The organism is Pseudomonas sp. MPDS, from assembly GCF_013283895.1.
GTDB lineage: Bacteria > Pseudomonadota > Gammaproteobacteria > Pseudomonadales > Pseudomonadaceae > Aquipseudomonas > Aquipseudomonas rhizophila.
On sequence record NZ_CP054128.1, the window covers coordinates 3010093 to 3027712 of the forward strand.

15 protein-coding genes are annotated in these 17620 nt (G+C 60.2%); 7 read left to right on the top strand and 8 right to left on the bottom strand.

The annotated features are described in order from the left end of the window. Positions 1–54: 54 nt before the first annotated feature. Positions 55–1410, top strand: coding sequence for an MBL fold metallo-hydrolase RNA specificity domain-containing protein (locus tag HQ912_RS13255; RefSeq protein ID WP_107322777.1), 1356 nt, complete (start codon positions 55–57; stop codon positions 1408–1410). A 185-nt stretch (positions 1411–1595) separates the two neighbouring features. Here HQ912_RS13255 and HQ912_RS13260 read toward each other — a convergent pair whose 3' ends face one another. Together HQ912_RS13260 and arcD are read right to left on the bottom strand one after the other, a co-directional pair. Continuing rightward, a complete protein-coding gene (locus HQ912_RS13260) occupies positions 1596–2132 on the bottom strand; it encodes an Hsp20/alpha crystallin family protein (protein WP_047225871.1) in 537 nt (178 codons plus the stop codon). A gap of 88 nt (positions 2133–2220) precedes the next feature. After that, the gene (arcD, locus tag HQ912_RS13265) at positions 2221–3714 is read right to left on the bottom strand and encodes an arginine-ornithine antiporter (RefSeq protein ID WP_052915282.1); all 1494 of its coding nucleotides are present in this window, start codon (positions 3712–3714) and stop codon (positions 2221–2223) included. A gap of 264 nt (positions 3715–3978) precedes the next feature. Here arcD and HQ912_RS13270 point away from each other — a divergent pair, with 264 nt between their 5' ends. Then, positions 3979–4668 (top strand): phosphoribosyltransferase, encoded by a 690-nt coding sequence (locus tag HQ912_RS13270; protein ID WP_047225681.1) that lies wholly within the window; start codon positions 3979–3981, stop codon positions 4666–4668. A gap of 29 nt (positions 4669–4697) precedes the next feature. On the opposite strand, the gene HQ912_RS13275 is transcribed toward HQ912_RS13270, so the two are convergent. Both HQ912_RS13275 and fnr read right to left on the bottom strand, forming a co-directional pair. Then, on the bottom strand, positions 4698–5345 hold the full coding sequence (locus tag HQ912_RS13275) for a BON domain-containing protein (protein WP_076384342.1): 648 nt from the start codon (positions 5343–5345) through the stop codon (positions 4698–4700). Positions 5346–5583: 238 nt separating this feature from the next. Then, the gene (fnr, locus tag HQ912_RS13280; RefSeq protein ID WP_047225683.1) at positions 5584–6336 is read right to left on the bottom strand and encodes a fumarate/nitrate reduction transcriptional regulator Fnr; all 753 of its coding nucleotides are present in this window, start codon (positions 6334–6336) and stop codon (positions 5584–5586) included. A 390-nt stretch (positions 6337–6726) separates the two neighbouring features. On the opposite strand from fnr, the gene HQ912_RS13285 reads away from it, so the two are divergent. The 3 genes from HQ912_RS13285 to HQ912_RS13295 all read left to right on the top strand — a co-directional run bounded on the left by HQ912_RS13285 (position 6727) and on the right by HQ912_RS13295 (position 11175). Further along, a complete protein-coding gene (locus HQ912_RS13285) occupies positions 6727–8529 on the top strand; it encodes a PAS domain S-box protein (protein ID WP_160892415.1) in 1803 nt (600 codons plus the stop codon). Beyond that, positions 8526–8888, top strand: a complete 363-nt coding sequence (locus tag HQ912_RS13290; RefSeq protein ID WP_076384348.1) for a response regulator — start codon at positions 8526–8528, stop codon at positions 8886–8888. The genes HQ912_RS13285 and HQ912_RS13290 overlap by 4 nt, the downstream gene beginning before the upstream one ends. 235 nt (positions 8889–9123) lie before the next feature. Further along, positions 9124–11175, top strand: coding sequence for a pyridoxamine 5'-phosphate oxidase family protein (locus tag HQ912_RS13295; protein WP_173406890.1), 2052 nt, complete (start codon positions 9124–9126; stop codon positions 11173–11175). A gap of 194 nt (positions 11176–11369) precedes the next feature. Here HQ912_RS13295 and HQ912_RS13300 read toward each other — a convergent pair whose 3' ends face one another. Next, positions 11370–12275, bottom strand: coding sequence for an AraC family transcriptional regulator (locus tag HQ912_RS13300; RefSeq protein WP_107322322.1), 906 nt, complete (start codon positions 12273–12275; stop codon positions 11370–11372). A gap of 110 nt (positions 12276–12385) precedes the next feature. Here HQ912_RS13300 and HQ912_RS13305 point away from each other — a divergent pair, with 110 nt between their 5' ends. Beyond that, entirely contained in the window at positions 12386–12733 is a 348-nt protein-coding gene (locus tag HQ912_RS13305; protein WP_047225688.1) for a carboxymuconolactone decarboxylase family protein, read from the top strand. A gap of 151 nt (positions 12734–12884) precedes the next feature. Further along, a complete protein-coding gene (locus HQ912_RS13310) occupies positions 12885–13328 on the top strand; it encodes an HIT family protein (protein ID WP_076384354.1) in 444 nt (147 codons plus the stop codon). A gap of 30 nt (positions 13329–13358) precedes the next feature. On the opposite strand, the gene HQ912_RS13315 is transcribed toward HQ912_RS13310, so the two are convergent. The 3 genes from HQ912_RS13315 to HQ912_RS13325 form a co-directional block, all read right to left on the bottom strand. Then, the gene (locus tag HQ912_RS13315; RefSeq protein WP_173406891.1) at positions 13359–14609 is read right to left on the bottom strand and encodes an MFS transporter; all 1251 of its coding nucleotides are present in this window, start codon (positions 14607–14609) and stop codon (positions 13359–13361) included. Positions 14610–14728: 119 nt separating this feature from the next. Next, a complete protein-coding gene (locus HQ912_RS13320; RefSeq protein ID WP_047225692.1) occupies positions 14729–16495 on the bottom strand; it encodes a S8/S53 family peptidase in 1767 nt (588 codons plus the stop codon). 111 nt (positions 16496–16606) lie between these two features. Beyond that, complete coding sequence (locus HQ912_RS13325) at positions 16607–17503, bottom strand: AraC family transcriptional regulator (protein WP_173406892.1); 897 nt, start codon at positions 17501–17503, stop codon at positions 16607–16609. Positions 17504–17620: the final 117 nt, after the last annotated feature.

Below are 17620 nucleotides of genomic sequence, written 5' to 3' on the forward strand. Positions count from 1 at the left end.
CTGGGCGAATAGTGCGACCAATGGAACGCCAATCGATTGTTCAGGAGCACGCTCATGCGCATGACGTTTCTAGGGGCGGCCGGCACAGTCACCGGCAGCAAGTACCTGCTGGAGCATGACGATCAACGCATCCTGATCGACTGCGGGCTGTTTCAGGGCTACAAACAATTGCGCTTGCACAACTGGGACCCCTTCGAACTGCCAATGCGTGACCTGGACGCGATCGTGCTGACTCACGCACACCTGGACCACAGCGGTTACCTGCCAGTGCTGGTGCGAAACGGTTATCGCGGTCCGGTCTATGCCACGTCGGCCACCTGTGAACTGGTCAAGATCCTCTTGCTCGACAGCGCCCGCTTGCAGGAGGAAGAGGCCGAATACGCCAACCGCAAGGGGTTTTCCAAGCATGATCCTGCCATGCCGTTGTACACCCGGGAGCATGCCGAGCGGGCACTGAAACTGTTACGCCCGATAGCGTTCGATCATCCGGTGGATATCGCCCGTGGGGTGGGGATTGTGCTGCGCCGTGCGGGACACATCCTGGGCGCAGCCACGGTGCAGGTGCAGGCCGCTGGCGTTACGTTGGTGTGCTCCGGCGACCTGGGGCGCCCCGAGGACCCGGTGATGTTTGCCCCGCAAACCATCGAGCAGGCGGATTACCTATTGGTTGAGTCCACCTACGGCGACCGGAGGCACCCAAGCCAATCGCCCGAAGATCAACTGGCTGAAGTCATCACCCGCACCGCATTGCGCGGCGGCATCACCTTGGTGCCCTCGTTCACGGTCGGTCGGGCACAACTGCTGATGTATCACCTGTATCGCCTGAAACAGCGGATGGCGATCCCGGACATCCCCATCTACCTGAACAGCCCCATGGCCATTGATGTAACCCGCTTGTATCAACGCTTTGGCGATGAGCATCGTTTGTCCAGGGAGGAGTGTGAGGGCATGTGCCACATCGCGCACCCGGTGCGCTCGGCCAGGGATTCCATGAACCTGGACCTGCAACGCACCCCGGCGGTGATCATCGCCGCCAGTGGTATGGCTACCGGAGGGCGGGTGTTGTTTCACCTCAAGAGCCTGGCGCCCAACCCGATCAATACCTTGCTGATGCCAGGGTTCCAGGCCGGGGGGACGCGTGGCGCAAGGATCGTGGCGGGTGAGCCTGCGGTGCGCATCCATGGCAAGGACGTGCCAATCAACGCCGAAGTGGTGCCGATGCAAACATTGTCCGCCCATGCCGATGCCGATGAAATCATGCAATGGTTGCGCGGCTTCAAGACACCGCCCCGGCATACCTATGTCGTGCATGGCGAACCCAACGCGTCCGATGTCCTGCGCCATCGCATTCGCGATGAGTTGGGCTGGTCAGTATCGGTGCCGGAGTATCGCGACAGCGTGGAGTTCTGAGGCCTCCTTCGCGAGCAGGCTCGCTCCCACAAAGGTCCTGAGGTACGCGGTATTTGTGTTCACCGCCGGCCCCTGTGGGAGCGAGCCTGCTCGCGAAGCGGCCCATCAGCTTCAACAACACATCTAAATGCACAGGCAAAAAAAAGCCCCTCGTCGTTGGCCGGCGAGGGGCAGGGTGCACAGCGTCAGTCAGCCTTGATCGGCACGACTTTTTCCGCTTTCAGCGCTTCCGGTTTTTTAGGCAGCGTCAGGGTCAGCACGCCTTTGCTGAACTGAGCTTCGATCTTGTCGCTATCGATGCCTTTTGGCAGGTTGAAAACCCGTTCGAAGGAGCCGTAATGGCGTTCGGACAGGTGATAACCTTTTTTCTTTTCTTCCTTGGCTTCTTTCTTCTCGCCCTTGATGATCAGGTTGCCATTGGCGAGCCGGATTTCGATGTCTTTCTGGTCCATGCCGGGCAATTCGGCTGTGATTTCAAAGCTCTTTTCCTTCTCGCTGATGTCCACGGCCGGCAGGCTTGTGGAGAACTCCCTGCGCCAGAATGGCTCGACATCGAACAGTCCGCGACTGAAGGGAGAAAGACCTGTACCCCGGTTGAAGTCATCGAACAGGTGATCCACCTGCTGACGGAGTTTTTCCAGTGGATGCCAAAGGTCATTCTTGGCCGGATGCTGAGTGTTGTCTTGGGTATCGACCGGCATTTTTTTCACTGAATTGGACATTTGATTTTCCTCTTTGGTGATGTCCGGGCGGGACTTGGCATCATTGCCAGGGACCGGTTCCGGACGGGTCAATGCACGCTTGCAAGCCTTACAACGAGAGCTGGCCGGACCAGAGCATCCAGCCGGCGAAAATCGCCGCCACCCAGATCACCAGCAGCAACCCCCAGCCGAAACCATTGAGCGCATGCCCGGTCCTGGCCCGTTGGGCGCTGAGGTAAATCAGCGAACCGGGGGCATAGAGCAGGGCGCTGAGCAGCATGTAGCGGGGGCCGGCGGCGTAGAGCAGCCAAATGCAATAGGTGGTGGCGACCAAGGCGATGGCCATGTCCCGCAGTTGCAGGGCGCGGTGCCCGGCGTAGGTCTGGCCTTGCCAGGTCATCTTCAGCGCGTACAGGCCGCTGAACAGATAAGGCAGCAGGATCATCGAGGTAGCGAGCGAGATCAGGGCCAGGTAGCTGGCGCTCGAATACAGCGTCAACAACAGGAACAGCTGAATGCAGCCGTTGGTGATCCACAGCGCGTTGGCCGGCGCGCCGTGCTGGTTTTCCGAGGCCAGCGCGCGGGGCATGACCTTTTCCCTGGCCGGCGTGAACACCGATTCCGCTGCCAGCAGGGTCCAGGCCAGCAGCGCACCACCGACCGACACAATCAGGCCGATACTGATCAACACCGCACCCCAAGGACCGGCCACCGCCTCCAGAACACCCGCCATGGATGGGTTCTTCAGGGCAGCCAGTTCAGGTTGTCTGAGGATCCCCAGAGACAGGAGCGACACGGCAATCAGCAGCAGCAATGTCAGGACGAAACCGATCACCGTGGCCCTGCCCACATCCGCCCGGTCGGCGGCACGGGCGGAAAACACGTTGGCACCTTCAATGCCGATAAAGACCCAGACCGTCACCAGCATGGTGCTCTTGACCTGATCCAGGGTACTACCCAATGCCGGCGTGCCCCAAAAGTCGACCATGAAGGTGTCTTTGGAAAATCCGGCGATCACCAGGCCGATGAACAGCAGCAAGGGCACGACTTTGGCCACGGTGGTCAGGGCGTTGGCCTTGGCCGCTGTGCGCATCCCGCGCAGGATCATCCAATGCAACGACCACAGCACCACCGACGCACCGGCAATCGCGGCCTTGTTATTGCCTTCGCCGAACAAGGGAAAAAAGTAACTGAGTGCCGCGAACAGAATCACCAGATAACTGACGTTGCCAATCCACGCACTGATCCAGTAGCCCCACGCCGAATTGAAGCCCAGGAACTCACCCCCAAGCGCACGAGCGTAGGCGAACACGCCATTATCGAGTTCCGGTTGACGGTTGGAGAGGGTCTGATAGACCAGGGCCAGTGACAGCATACCCACGCCAGTGATCAGCCAGCCGATCAGGATAGCCCCGGCACCCGCGCTGGAGGCCATGTTCTGGGGCAGGCTGAAAATGCCGCTGCCGATCATCGAACCCACCACCAGCGCAACCAGCAGGCTCAATGACAGGCGTTTGGGTTCGACCTTTCGCAAACTGCCGGCCAAAGGATGAGGTTTGACGGCCGGGATGACCGGCTCAGTGCCTTGCAGGTGCGTTGCCATGATTGAAGCCTCCACGAGACGAAGGGGTCGACGACCTTCGCCGAAGCGAAGGTTCTAGCGCGGGTTATTAATCTCTGCGTGAAGAGGCTGGGGAGCATTGATTTAGATCAGAGGTTATGCAGGGCGTGCATGCGTGAATTTCATAGGAAAAGGGCCGAGCTGCCTTGCAGGGAAATTGACATAAATCAACGCCGAGGCCGCTCTATCAGAGGACGCTGGATTGACGCTGAACGACGGGGCGCAACAGCCTGTGGAGGTTTTCCAATGAGTCAGAGTCCCTCAATGCAAACAGTGTGGAAGGACCGCAGCGCAGCGGGGCAAGGGCTGGTGGAACATTTGTTCAAATACGCCCATCGACCCGATGTCATCGTCCTGGCCTTGCCCCGTGGCGGAGTTCCAGTGGCTTATGAAGTGGTCACCGCTCTGCACGTGCGCCTTGATCTGATGCTGGTTCGCAAACTGGGTGTGCCGTCCAACCCTGAGTTCGCGATGGGCGCCATTGCCAGTGGTGGCATACAGATCCTCAATGACGACGCTCTTCGTGCCCATCCGATTGATCAGCCCAGTTTCGACGCCGTGGTTGCCCGGGAAACCCGGGAGCTGTTGCGTCGTGAGCAGGCGTATCGAGGCACTCGTGAGCCTGTACAACTCAAGGACCAGGTGGTCATCCTGATTGATGACGGTCTGGCGACGGGGGCCTCGATGATGGCAGCGATCCACGCGGTCCGCACGCAAGGGCCTTCGCGCGTTGTGGTCGCCGTGCCGGTTGGGCCGCTTGAAACAGTGGAGGCGCTACGCAGCGAAGTGGATGAGGTGATTTGTCCGCTTATTCCTGACTGGCTGGTTTCCATAGGCTATTGGTACAAGGACTTCCCTCAGACATCCGATGAAATCGTCATCGATTTGCTGCAGCGGGCCTGGCAACGGGAGTCGACCGCCGCGTCTCAGGGGTAGAGCGGCGGGACTGCGAACGGGCCTGCGACTCAGACAAGCAACAGGTGATCGTCCACCTCTCTGACCCCCGGCACCGACCAGGCCGCCCGTTCCGCGATTTTACGCTGGCGCCATAAATGGACTTTGCCTTCGAGCCTCACCACATCCCCATCGACCTTGACGTGAATTGCCTTGGCATCCACTTCGGCATTGCGTTTAAGGGCCTCTTCGATACGACGCTGGATGTTGCCCGCGTCCACTCGAGGGCGCAGGGTTAGCCGATTGTTCACGCCCACCACGCCGGACAGCTTGAACACGGACCGCTCCACGCTTTCTTTCTGGTATTGCCATTCCACTTCGCCTTCCAGGCTGACCCAGCCGTTCTGCACGATGACTTTTATGTCGCCTTCAGGAACGTCGCAGCTCCAGTTGATGATCTTCAAGGCGCGATTGGCAATGGTGTCGTCTGCGGTGCCGGCGTTTTTATTCAATCGGACCTGGATTTCCTCAGCTACGGCGCGCACGCCCTCGATGCTTTTGACGGCGCGTTCGGCGCTGATCTTTTCTGCATAACTGCCGACATGACCGGAAAGGGTGACGACGCCATTGTCCACGGCCACGCCAATATGGGCTGCATTGAGGTCGGGTTGGAATTCCAGTTCTTCCAGAATGGTCTTGCGCAGGGTCAAGTCGCTCATCGTGGCGTCCTCCAGGTAATGCGAAGCGGGCGGGGCTATCAGGGCCCGGTCTGCTTTTTCTACGCCTGGGTGATGCCGACACATTGAGCTAAATCAACAAGGGTGTAAGTGGGTCAACGCGCTGTCGGGGCAACAGCCTGTGATTTGATGAAAGTCAGCAGGGCGGTCGACCGTGTCAGCGGGGCGGGCGATCAGGCGACGGGCAGGTGATCAGTGATGCAAGCGCCTCGAGAGGGTTTCACCGCTCTGAATGACGATGGCAACCAGCCACTTTTTGCTTGAGGCCGGGCAGGTCCAGGATGGTGACGTTGCGTCCATGCATTTCTACCAGTTCCTCTTCTCGCAGGTGCGCGATACCCCGGCAGATCGTTTCCAGCCGCAGGCCCAGATAAGAGCCGATAGCCTCGCGGCTCATGCGCAAGACGAATTCCCTGGAGGAGTAACCGCGCATGTTAAGTCGCTGAGACAGGTTCAGCAGAAACGCCGCAAGACGTTCATCGGCATTCATGTTGCCAAGCAACAGCAGCATGCTGTGGTCGCGCACGATCTCCTGGCTCAGGAGCTTGTTGAGGTTGTGCTGTAAAGAGGGCAAATCGTGGGCAAGTTTTTCCAGGTTGCTGAAAGGAATCGGGCAAACTTCGCTGTCTTCCAGCGCTATTGCATTGCAGGCGTAATGATCGGTGCTGATGGCGTCCAGACCGAGCATTTCGCCTTGCATCTGGAAACCGGTGATTTGCTCGCGACCGTCTATCGACAATACGCTGGTCTTGAAGAAACCCAGCCGCACTGCATACAACGAGCGCAGCGGATCGCCGGTGCGGTACAGCGCCGTGCCTTTTTTGACCTTGACTCGCTGGGAGATCAAGGTGTCCAGACGCTCGACTTCGCCGCCCGTCAGCCCGATAGGCAGGCACAGCTCAAGCACGCTGCAGTTGGAGCAAGCGGTTTTAAGGGAATGCACGCGCAGAAGTCGTGCTTCTGATTCGCTCATCGGAATAAACTCCTTTGCTGGAGCAATCATAGAAGATCAAATCCGTTGCGCCTGTTCTTTGTCGTATATAGATAGACCGGCTGTCATGTTTCAATCTGCAAGCACAGGTCCTGAAGCGAATGGTTCGACAAACACGAGGCCGACTACACTCAATTGCTGCTCTTTAGCGCGCTAGAAAAGATCCCTGTCCAGGTTCAAACACCGAACCTGTTGAACTTTCATGAACTAGCGCGGTGAATAGGGATCTAGACCTCCAACATAACGGCTCTATGAAACATATCCGAACCCGCATTCAGAAGGATTATCCGAGCTGGAATCACCGACTCCGGCCATAAACCGGGGGCGATGGAGAGCGTGGGCGTTTCAGCCAGGCGGATTGAGGATTACCAGATGTCGAACATTGAAGAGCTTGCCGTGGAGGTTTGCGCTCCGAGCGAGTACCAGAGCCTGCTCACCCTGGGCGCGAGCGCGCTCGACGCCATACCGGGGGCGGTATACCTCTGTGATCACGAGGGTTGGCTCGTCAGGTACAACAGTGAAGCGGCCGAGCTATGGGGCAGGACGCCCATTATCGGGAAAAACGGTGACCGCTTCTGCGGCTCGCACCGGCTTTTTTTACCGGATGGCACGCCGCTGGCTTTCGAAGACTGCCCCATGGCTTCGGTGCTTATTACCGGCGCTGCGACACGCAATCAGGAAGTGATCATTGAGCGTTCGGATGGAACGCGGCTTATGGCGCTGGTGAACATCCGGGCCCTCAGGGATCGGCGCGGGGCCATTCAAGGGGCGATCAACTGTTTTCAGGATGTCTCGGCGCGTCATGCGATGGCCGAAGAGCTTCGTCGCAAGAGTGCCGACCTCGAGGATTTTTTTGAAAACAGCGCGGTGGGGCTTCACATTGTCAGCAACGCGGGCATCATCCAGCGTGCGAACAAGGCCGAGCTGAACATGCTGGGCTATACGGCTGACGAATATATCGGCCGCCACATTACGGAGTTTCATGTGGATGAGCCCGTTATTGGTGACATCCTCAATAAACTGGGCAGCGGCGAAAGCCTGGACAGCTACCCGGCGCGGTTGAGGGCCAAAGACGGCACGATCCGGCATGTAGCGATTACCTCCAATGGGCGTTTCGAGGACGGTAAGCTCTTTCACACACGCTGTTTCACCATCGACGTCACGCTCGCCCAGCAAATGGAAAGCCAGATTCGCGAAAGCGAACGGCATATGCGCAATCTTCTCGAGGCTCTGCCCGCTGCGGTTTATACAACCGATGCACAAGGGCGCATCACCTTCTTCAATCGGGCGGCTGTCGAATTGTCTGGCCGAACCCCACAGTTGGGGGACATGTGGTGCGTGACCTGGAAAATATTCAATACCGATGGAAGCGCGCTTCCCCACGACCAGTGCCCGATGGCGGTGGCCTTGAAGGAAAACCGCCCGATACGTGGTGTCGAGGCCATTGCCGAACGGCCGGATGGCACTCGTGTGCCGTTTGCGCCGTATCCCACACCGCTGCATGACGCCGATGGCAACCTGGTGGGCGCTATCAACATGCTGGTGGACATCACCGAGCGAAATCAGGCGCAGAACCGGCAGAAGACCCTGATCGACGAACTCAATCATCGGGTCAAGAACACCCTGGCCACTGTGCAATCCCTGGCGGCACAAACGGCGCGCAATGCCGAGGATGCGAACGACGGTTACAGGCGTTTCGAAGCCAGGCTGCTTGCGTTGTCCCGGGCTCACGATCTGTTGACCCGGCGCCATTGGGGCCATACCCCGCTGGGGTCCCTTGCCCATGAAGTGCTGATGCCGATATTTGGCCAGGAACCCAGTCGAATCGTGGTTGAGGGCGACCCTGTCGATGTCGGCACCCGCGTTGCGCTCAACCTCACCATGACCCTCAATGAACTGGCGATCAATGCACTGAAATACGGCGCGATGTCAGTAGAGACGGGCACGCTTTCAGTGAAGTGGGTTGTGCAACCACAATCCGATGGAATGCTACTGACCCTGGACTGGCGCGAGCAGGGCGGGCCACGGGTGGCCCAACCCAAGCGGGAAGGGTTGGGTTCGCGTTTGATGAAGCGCTGCATCGAGCGCGATTTGGGCGGGACATTTGACCTGACCTTCGACCCGAAGGGCGTTTGCTGCCGAATCTCGTTTCTGATCCAGGCGTCCAGCCCATGAGTTCGTTCCCCGGAGTCAGGGTGCTGCTGGTTGAGGACGAAGGCACCATCGCCATGCTGGTCGAGCAAATGCTGGAAGAGCTCGAATGCGTGGTGGTGGCGTCAGTGGCACGGCTCGCTACGGCCTGCGAAGTGGCGAATCGGGTGGCAATTGACCTGGCCATTCTCGATGTCAACCTGGCCGGTGAGCGGGTTTTTCCGGTTGCCGAAATTCTCCAGGCGCGCCAGATTCCGTTTTTGTTCAGCACCGGATACGGTGCCAGCGGGCTGCCGAATGAGTTCGCCCATCGTCCTGTGTTGCACAAGCCATTCTCCGAAAACGAGTTGCAACTGAAAATCGCTCTTGCGCTGGGGCGCTGACCTTCAGCGATGAGCGGGCACGCTGTCCGGCCCTGGTGATTCCCCGCAGGCGCCCTGGACGTGTTCATTCCAGTTTATGAAACAGTGGATTGCAGTTCGTGCGTATTCCTCCCCAATCCCTTTGGGAAGAAGATAACCCCACCTGCAATGCACCCTCGGCAAGAGGCGTAGCGCAGTCCCCCTGACCGTAGCGTCTTAACGCAGCCTGCAAGGCTGCGGGCGCGAGGAGTAGCTGATGGACGAAGCCGCGAAACCACAATCCTCACCCTGGCATGAAGGCGAACTGACCTTGCAACGCTCGGTCGGTGCGGTCGACATGATGACCAGCGTCGGCCAGCGACAATTGGCGCGCAACTGGATGCCGGACCAGCACCGGGAGTTCTACGCACAGTTGCCTTTCGTGGTATTGGGCGCCGTGGATCGGCAAGGTGACGTGTGGGCGACCCTGCGCACCGGCAAACCCGGTTTCATGAGCTCACCTGATCCGCAAACCCTGCAGATCGATCTCAAGCCACAACCCAGCGATCCGGCCCAGGAGGGCATGGGCGAGGGGGCTGCCATCGGCATGTTGGGTATCGAATTGCACACCCGCCGGCGCAACCGCATGAACGGCAACATTCGCCGTCTGCTCGATCACGGGCTGGAAATTTCCGTCAGCCAGGCCTATGGCAATTGCCCTCGCTATATCAACCTGCGCCAATATTCCTTTGTCCGCGAACAGGCCGGTGACGTTCGGCACCTGGTGGCAACGGACCCATTGGCTCGTCGCCTGATCACAACGGCTGATTCGTTCTACATCGCCACCTATGTGGAGCGCGACGGCGAACGGCAGGTCGATGCGTCCCACCGCGGCGGCAAGCCAGGTTTTGTGCGCATGGACGAGGACGGCACGCTGACCATCCCGGACTTCTCCGGAAACCTGTTCTTCAACACCCTGGGCAACATCCTGCTCAATCCCCGCGCAGGCCTGATCTTCGTCGATTTCAAGACCGGCGATCTTCTGCAAATGACCGGTTCCGCCCAAGTATTGCTGGACGATCCCGAAATTGCCGCGTTCCAGGGCGCCGAGCGGCTGCTGCGCTTCAAGCCGCAGCGCGTGGTTTACCGCCAGGCCGCGATCCCGTTGCGCTGGAAGGACCAGAGCGCGGGTGACTCGCCCAATTCATTGATGACTGGCAGTTGGGAACAGGCCGCCGAGCGCTTGCAGGCCGAAGCCCTGCGGACCCAATGGCGCCCATTGCGCGTGGTTCGTGTGGTGGATGAGAGCCACAACATTCGCTCTTTCTACCTGCAAGCAGCCGACGGAGCGGGCGTGCCCCGGTTTGACGCCGGCCAGCACTTGCCCGTGCGGATTTCGCTGGAGGGGCAGAAAGCCCCCGCGATTCGTACCTACAGCGTGTCCAGCGCACCGTCGGATGATTTCCTGCGCATCAGCGTCAAGCGCGAGGGCTTGGTCTCCTCGCATCTGCATGACCGAATTGAGGTGGCGCAGCAGATCGAGGCGCGAGCGCCCCAAGGGCATTTCACCGTTCAGGCCGCTGAGCGGCGGCCCTTGGTGCTGCTGGCGGCGGGCGTGGGTGTGACGCCGCTGTTGTCGATGTTGCGCGAGGTGGTTTATCAGGGCCTGCGCATGAGTCGGATGCGTCCGGTCTGGTTGGTGCAAAGCGCGCGCACGGTAGCCGACCTGGCATTTCGCGAGGAAATCGATGAGCTGGTCAAGCGTGCCGCAGGTAAGGTAAAGGTACTGCGCCTGGTCAGCCAGCCGCCTACGGAAGGTGTGGGGCAAGGCTACGACGCGACGGGCAGGATCGATGTGGAACTGCTCAAGCAACTGCTGGCGCTCGATGACTACGACTACTACCTGTGCGGGCCCGGCAGCTTCACTCAGTCGCTGTATGACGGGTTGCGCACATTGCGCATTCCAGACGATCGCATTCACGCCGAAACCTTCGGCCCATCCACACTGGTGCGCGATGCCGAAGTCAGCGTGCCAGCGGCCCCGCAAGTGCCTGCATCGAGCGAGTCGGTGAAGGTCCTGTTCGCCAGCTCCGGCAAGGAGGCCCGTTGGGAGCCGGGCAGCGGGACCCTGCTGGAGCTTGCCGAAGCCCGGGGCCTGAGCCCTGAGTTCAGCTGCCGCGGCGGTTCGTGCGGCACCTGTAAAACCCGGCTAAGCCAGGGGCAGGTGCATTATCTGAACAGTCCGGCCGAGCCGGTTGCCGAAGATGAGGTACTGATCTGTTGCGCAGTACCGGCACAGGGGAGTGAGACCGTGGTTCTGGACGTTTGAGCAGGTGCTACACCCTCGCCAAAAGAGCAGCTTTTTGATCGTTCCCACGCTCTGCGTGGGAATGCATCCCGTGACGCTCTGCGTCACCTTCCAGAAGCGGAACGCGGAGCGTCCCTGGCGACATTCCCACGCAGGAGCGTGGGAACGATCGAATCTCTGGCTCCAATCGCCCAGCCCAGCGCCCTTGCCACAGGCTAGATCGTACGTCGCACTTTTCCTGGTGCTTGCCCATAAATCTCCTTGAACTTCTTGCTGAACGCCGCCTGGGATTGGTAACCGACCTGCACGGCAATATCGCTCAAGCCCAAATGTGAATGGCTGAGCAGACTGAACGCCAACTCCATGCGTATTTGCGTCAACAACACCCAAGGCGATACCCCGGCCACGCGAACGAAGGTTCGCATGAAGTTCGCGCGGGACATGTTCGCGAGGTCCGCCAGGCCCTGGATCGTCCACTCGTAGGCCGGATCTGCGAGCATCGCCTGCCAGGCTCGGCCCAGACGTTTATCGCCCAACAGCGCCAGCGAGCCGCTGTCCTGGCCGTGATTTGCCAGATGCGCACGCAGAATAAGCGTGAACAATGCCTGGGAAAGCGCATCGAGCAGAAAACGGGCACCGACCTTGGCCTCATCGGCTTCCGCACGAATGACTTCCACCAGCGCGGGTAGCGGACCGTTGGCCGACAACGCGCCGCTGGGGATGACCAGGTATTCGGGCAGGGAGGCAAACAGCAGTGAGGCCCGATTGAAGTGAAAGTCGCCACACAGCATGTCCAGTTCTGCACTGGCGTTGCCAATACGATGGACCGGCAGCGCGCCACCTGTGACGAGTTTCGGTGAAGTTGGCGCCACTGTTTTCCCAGGGCTGTGCATCAGGTGTCGCGCACCACGGGGCAGAAGCAGGATGTCACCTGCGCGCATGGGCAAACGCTGCCCATCGGGAAACTCCACCCGGCACTCTCCCGCCAACACGATGTGATAGGGCGCTCTGCCCAGGGCTTGCTGTTCATGATCCAGAGCCCAGTCACCCTGGAACTGACAGCGTAGATCCAGACTGCCGCGCACATTGGCCAGGCTGATGAGTCGATCGATCGCATTCATTTGAGAGCATCGCCAAAAAAACTGAGCGGATTGAACAAAATCGACCCGCGCCGGAGTGAAAAACTGAGGGCGTCGAAACAGTACACCCAACCCACTCAGGAGTTAATGCCATGTTCAATAACTGGTCTGAAATGTTGCCCACCATTCAAAAAGCCTTTGGCGCGCTGGGCAAGAGCAACCCGAAAATGGTCAAGGCCTACATGGCCCTTGGGGAGGCCGCCAGCGAAAACGACGTACTCGATGCCAAGACCCGCGAGCTGATTTCGATTGCCGTCGCGGTGACCACCCGCTGCGATGGCTGTATCGCCGCGCACACGGACTCGGCGATCAAGGCTGGGGCGAGCCGCGAGGAAGTGGCCGCCGCCCTGGCAACCGCGATCTCGCTGAATGCAGGCGCCGCGTACATCTACTCGCTGCGTTCGCTTGAAGCCTATGACACGTTGAAAAACCGCGCGTGACGCCACGCAACGTCAGGCCCCGGCACTGCAAAGTACCGGGGCTTTTGCCCGTTTTATGGAAAACAGCCAGTTGATTGTGCTAAACCTTCTGATCGTTCGATGCCGGCTTGCTGGCAGTCAACTGTCCTGACAACCGCTTAAGGGAATGATCATGAGCCTGCACGGCGATTACGATCCGCAGAACATCTTCGCGCTAATCCTTCGTGGCGACGCGCCGTGCTACAAGATTTACGAAGACGCCGATGTACTGGCTTTTCTGGATATCTTTCCTCAATCGCGCGGCCACGTCCTGGTGATTCCCAAAGCGTCCCAGGCCCGGAATATTCTTGATGTCGAGCCTGCGGCCCTCGGCGCGATGATGTCTGCCGTGCAGCGGCTCACACGGGTCATCGTGGACGAGCTGAAGCCCGATGGTGTGCAAATCGCGCAGTTCAACGGGGCTCCGGCCGGGCAGACGGTCTACCACATTCATGTACACATCGTCCCTCGCTGGGAGGGCGAGGAGGCGGGCATACATGGGCGGGGCAAGGCCGACCCCGAGGAGCTCAAAGTGCTGCAGGCACGTCTGGTCGAGCGCATCCGTGCAGGGGGCTAGCGCTGGCCCGATCCTGACGTAGGTAGCGAGTCAGTACACGGTTTTCTTGAAAGGGCGGGTGACCACGCCCGTGTAAAACGCCAGGATCGCGAGGCCTTGCACCACGACAGCGGCAATCACGATAGCGACGATGGCCTGGCTCGGTTCGGCAAAGACTGAACGGACTAGGCCGAAGAATGCTGGAGCGAAGGCATAGGTGGCTTGACTGATTGCGACCATCAGCGCAATCACCCTGGCGGTCTGTTCGCGGCTGAACTCAGTCTGGGCGATCAACGGCGGCAATGAAGTGGCGTTGCCGATTCCCGAACCGATCAACACCACCGCCACCCAGGCGACCGCCGGATGGATATTCAGGCCCAGGAGCATCAGTGTTCCAAGCATCTGAATCCCATAACCCAGGCAGGCCAGTTGACGGCGGTTGACGCCTTGGGTCATCAGGCGTGCGGCCACGTAACGCCCGCCCATGGCGCTGGCGGTGGCCAGGCCCATGGCGAATGAGGCGTCATGGGCGCCCATGCGTCCCGCCAGAATCGAATACAGGTGGGCGATCAAGCCTATCTGGGCGAACAACCCCAGGGACATGCCCGCTGCCAGGGAACGGAAACTGGCCGACTTGAGGGTTTGCGCCGCGGTCCAGGGTGCGGCGCTCGTACCCGTCGCGACCGGTTCTGGCTGGTCGGCATTGTCCGGATGCTGGCCGAGGCTTTGAGGGCTTTTATTGAACACCAGAAAGGCGAAGCAGCCGAGCAGCACCACGGCTGCGAGGCTGATCACCAGCGCCGCTGTGGCAAAGCCAAAACGCTCGATCAGCAACACCCACAACGGCGAGAAAATCACCCCACCCATGCTGGCGCCGTTGTAAGCCTTGCCCAAGGCTTTGGGCCGCTCCTTGATATACCAGGGCGCGATCAGGGTGTTAACGGCGGCGGCGCCTAATGTCACCCAACCGATGCCCGAGCAGATGGCCCCGGCATACAGCACCCATAATTGGCTGGCCTGAGCCCAGATATTCACCCCGACCCCCAGCACCACGCAGCCCAGCAGGGTAATGGCCGGTACACCGAAGCGCGCGTAGAGCCTTGGCAGGTTGGCGATGACCAGGGTGCCGCTGAGAAAGTGCAGCGTAACGGCCGCCGACACCTGGGCCACCGGCCAGCCGGTGCGATCCATCACGGCCTGCATATAGATCGGCGGCCCATAGAAACCGACCCCCCATCCGATCATTGCCAGGATGAATGTGCAGGCCAGTACGGTCTTTCCAAAAAAGCGGGTGGGTTTCATCGCCATCTCCTCCATGTGGGCTCACAGGTTATGCACCTGAGGCATCGCTCACTTCGAGGAGGGTCAAACTATGGATGTCGCTGCTGCCAGTACTTTTTATCCCACACCCGGTGCCAGGTTCAGCGCACGCGCGTGCGGCTCTGCTCCGCCAGGTCCAGCGCTTTTTGCATGTCCAGTCGAGCCGAACGCCCCACGTCCTTGTCGTTAAGCTGATAGCTGCGCTCCGACGGTAGGATAGGGGCGGTGAGGTCCTCGCCATCCATCCGTTCGAAGTCATGGTTTTCACCGATGGTCATGGCGCTGCGCCGTAGCAGCATGCGTAGTTGCTCGGGCTGGAGTTGCGGGTTGATGGACAGCATCGCCGCCAGCAAGCCCGCGACCATGGGCGTGGCATAGGATGTGCCGCAATGCACTGCACCGTTTTCGCCGGCGCTGGTGGTCGAGGCGTGGGCGCAAGCGGCGGCGGTGATGTCCACGCGCATGTCGATATTCGAGGAGCTGCGCTTGACCGCATAGGCCGGGTCATCGACGGCAACCCCGGCGCGCTCGTTGCGCTGGTGCCCGCCGACCACCAGCAGTTGTTCGGTGATGAACGAAGAGGGCAGGCGGTATTCATCGGTGCCCGAGAACGAAGACCCATTGCCGGCGGAGTTCACCACCACCACGTCGGGATGCTCCTTGCGCAGCCACAGGAAAAACTCTTCCAGCAGTTCCTCGTAACCGCTCATGGCGATGCCTGAGCGCAACAGCGAGTCGACTTCATCGCCTTTGACGTTTTTCGCGCCAACGCGGTGAATGCCCCAGCTCCAGTTGAGCACCCGCACGCCGTCCTCCACAAGGTTGACCGAGGCGGCGATGTTGGCGGTGATCCCGGCATCGGAGTTGCGCTCGACAATGACTTCGAAACCACCGCTGGCTTTGTCCAGCCCCCGGAGAAAACCGGTGTTTCCACCGTCATCCCAGCGTGCGGCGAGAATGCCGGCGACGGTGGTGCCGTGGTTGTCTGGCGTATTCGCATCGCGCGCATAGACGCAGGTGCGCGGCATCGAGCAGCCGCCGAGGTAGTCGGCGAAATCGGCGGTGTCGAAATCCACGTTACGTTCGATCAGGCCGATGCGCACCGGTTGCGGCGGGGTGGGCGGTTGCCGCGCAGGAATGCGCCGCTGGTAGTAGTTCACCGCGTCGAGAAAGCGGTTCGCGGCCCATTCATCGGAGTCCAGGGCCGGCTTCTTCGGCTCTTCAGGGTGGGCGCTGGCTTGCTCGGCCTCTTCTGCCGCCGACTCCTCGATCACCACGGCATCGACACTGGTCTCGCTGCCCATCCGTAGCACCAGCGCGTCGCGCTGCACCAGATCCTTGGCGGGTAACCGAAGCTGATACAGGTTCAGGGGAGCAATACTGCCGACGACCTTGGCGCCGTATTTTTGGGCGAGACGCTCAGCTTCCTGGCGCCCGTCGTGATTCTCCTCGATCAACAGGCTCACCAGATCGACGTAGGTGCTCAAGCCGTCCATGTTCTTCGCCACTTCGTCCGGCCCGGCGGCCAATACGTGACTGTTGCGCAGGCTCAGCCAGGCTGCATTGCTGACGCGCTGCCCGTCTTCCAGCCAAATAGGGCCGCTCTGATAGGCGGCGCTGTCCAGGCGCACGCGCAGGTCTTGCCCTTCGCGCTGGACAATGAGCGCGGGTAGCGTTTTTTCACCGAGTTTCAGTTGTGGCGTTTGAGTATCCAAGCCGTGCACCGTCAGGCACCAGTCCTGATGCTGGCTTTGCAGCAGGTCACCACAGCGGTCCAGGCGTTCCAGGCGCAGCGGTTCTTGTGCGGCGGCCGCCGTGCTGGCGGCCAACGTGAGCAACGTAGCGAGGACAGCAGATCGTAAGGACATGAGTCAGGTTTCTTTGCCGAGGGGCCTGGTGTTCCGACTGCCCCGTGGCCTGTTTCGTTCAGCGCGAACAGCAACGGTGACTGACTCACAGCATCCGGGGGAAAAACCGTTTCATCTGATCTGTTCGCCGAGGATTTCACCCTGAATTCTTGCCGCATCGCGTGCTGGGGGCAGTCCGAATACTCGTGCGTAATCTCGACTGAACTGTGTAGCGCTTTCGTAACCGACCTCCAATGCCGCGCTGGTAACGCTTTTGGCATGGGCGACCAGGAGTGTCCGAGCCTGAAGCAAACGCACTCTTTTTTGGTACTGCAGAGGGCTCAGCGCGGTCACGGCTTTGAAGTGACGGTGAAAGGCCGAAACGCTCATCGCAGCCCGTTGTGCCAGCGCTTCCACGCGAATGGACTCGGCAAATTCCCGGCGAATGTACTGGATCGCGAGGCTGACCCGAGCCATGGCGCTATCGGGTGCTGCGATATCACGCAGCATCCAGCCGTGAGGGCCTTGTAACACCCGGTAGAGGATCTCTCGTTCGTAAACGGGGGCAAGGGCCGCAATGTCTTCAGGCCGGTTCATCAACCGCAGCATACGGACCCAGGCATCCATCAACTCGGGCGTGACTGAGGCTACCGAAAAGCCCGCATCCTTTTCGTATTGGCCGACAGGCTTTGGCAGGTCGGCGAGCAAAGTTGCCAGGACCGCCGGGTCGAGTGTCAGGCTGACCGCCAGGTAAGGCTCGCCGGACGCAGCAGGATGGACTTGGCCGACCGCTGGCAATTCGATGGACATGACGAAATAGGTCGCAGGGTCATAGTCCAGCGTACGGTCACCGATGGTCATTGACTTACTGCCTTGCAGAATCAGATTGATCATCGGTTCGTAAACGGCGGCCAGCAAATGCGCCGGGATTTCACCCTGGACCATGGCCAGGCGCGGTATGCCCGTTTCCGTGCGGCGGTTCTCGGCCCGAGCGGCCAGGGCGCGCAGTTCATTGAGTGGGTTGGTCATGGGGGCCATCTGAACCCAGGCGGATGCGTCCACGCAAGCAAAAAGCAGAAACAGGCAGGATTCGAGCAGGAACGGCTGCGCTCGCTACCAAGGCGATGGTTACTGTGGTGACTCAAC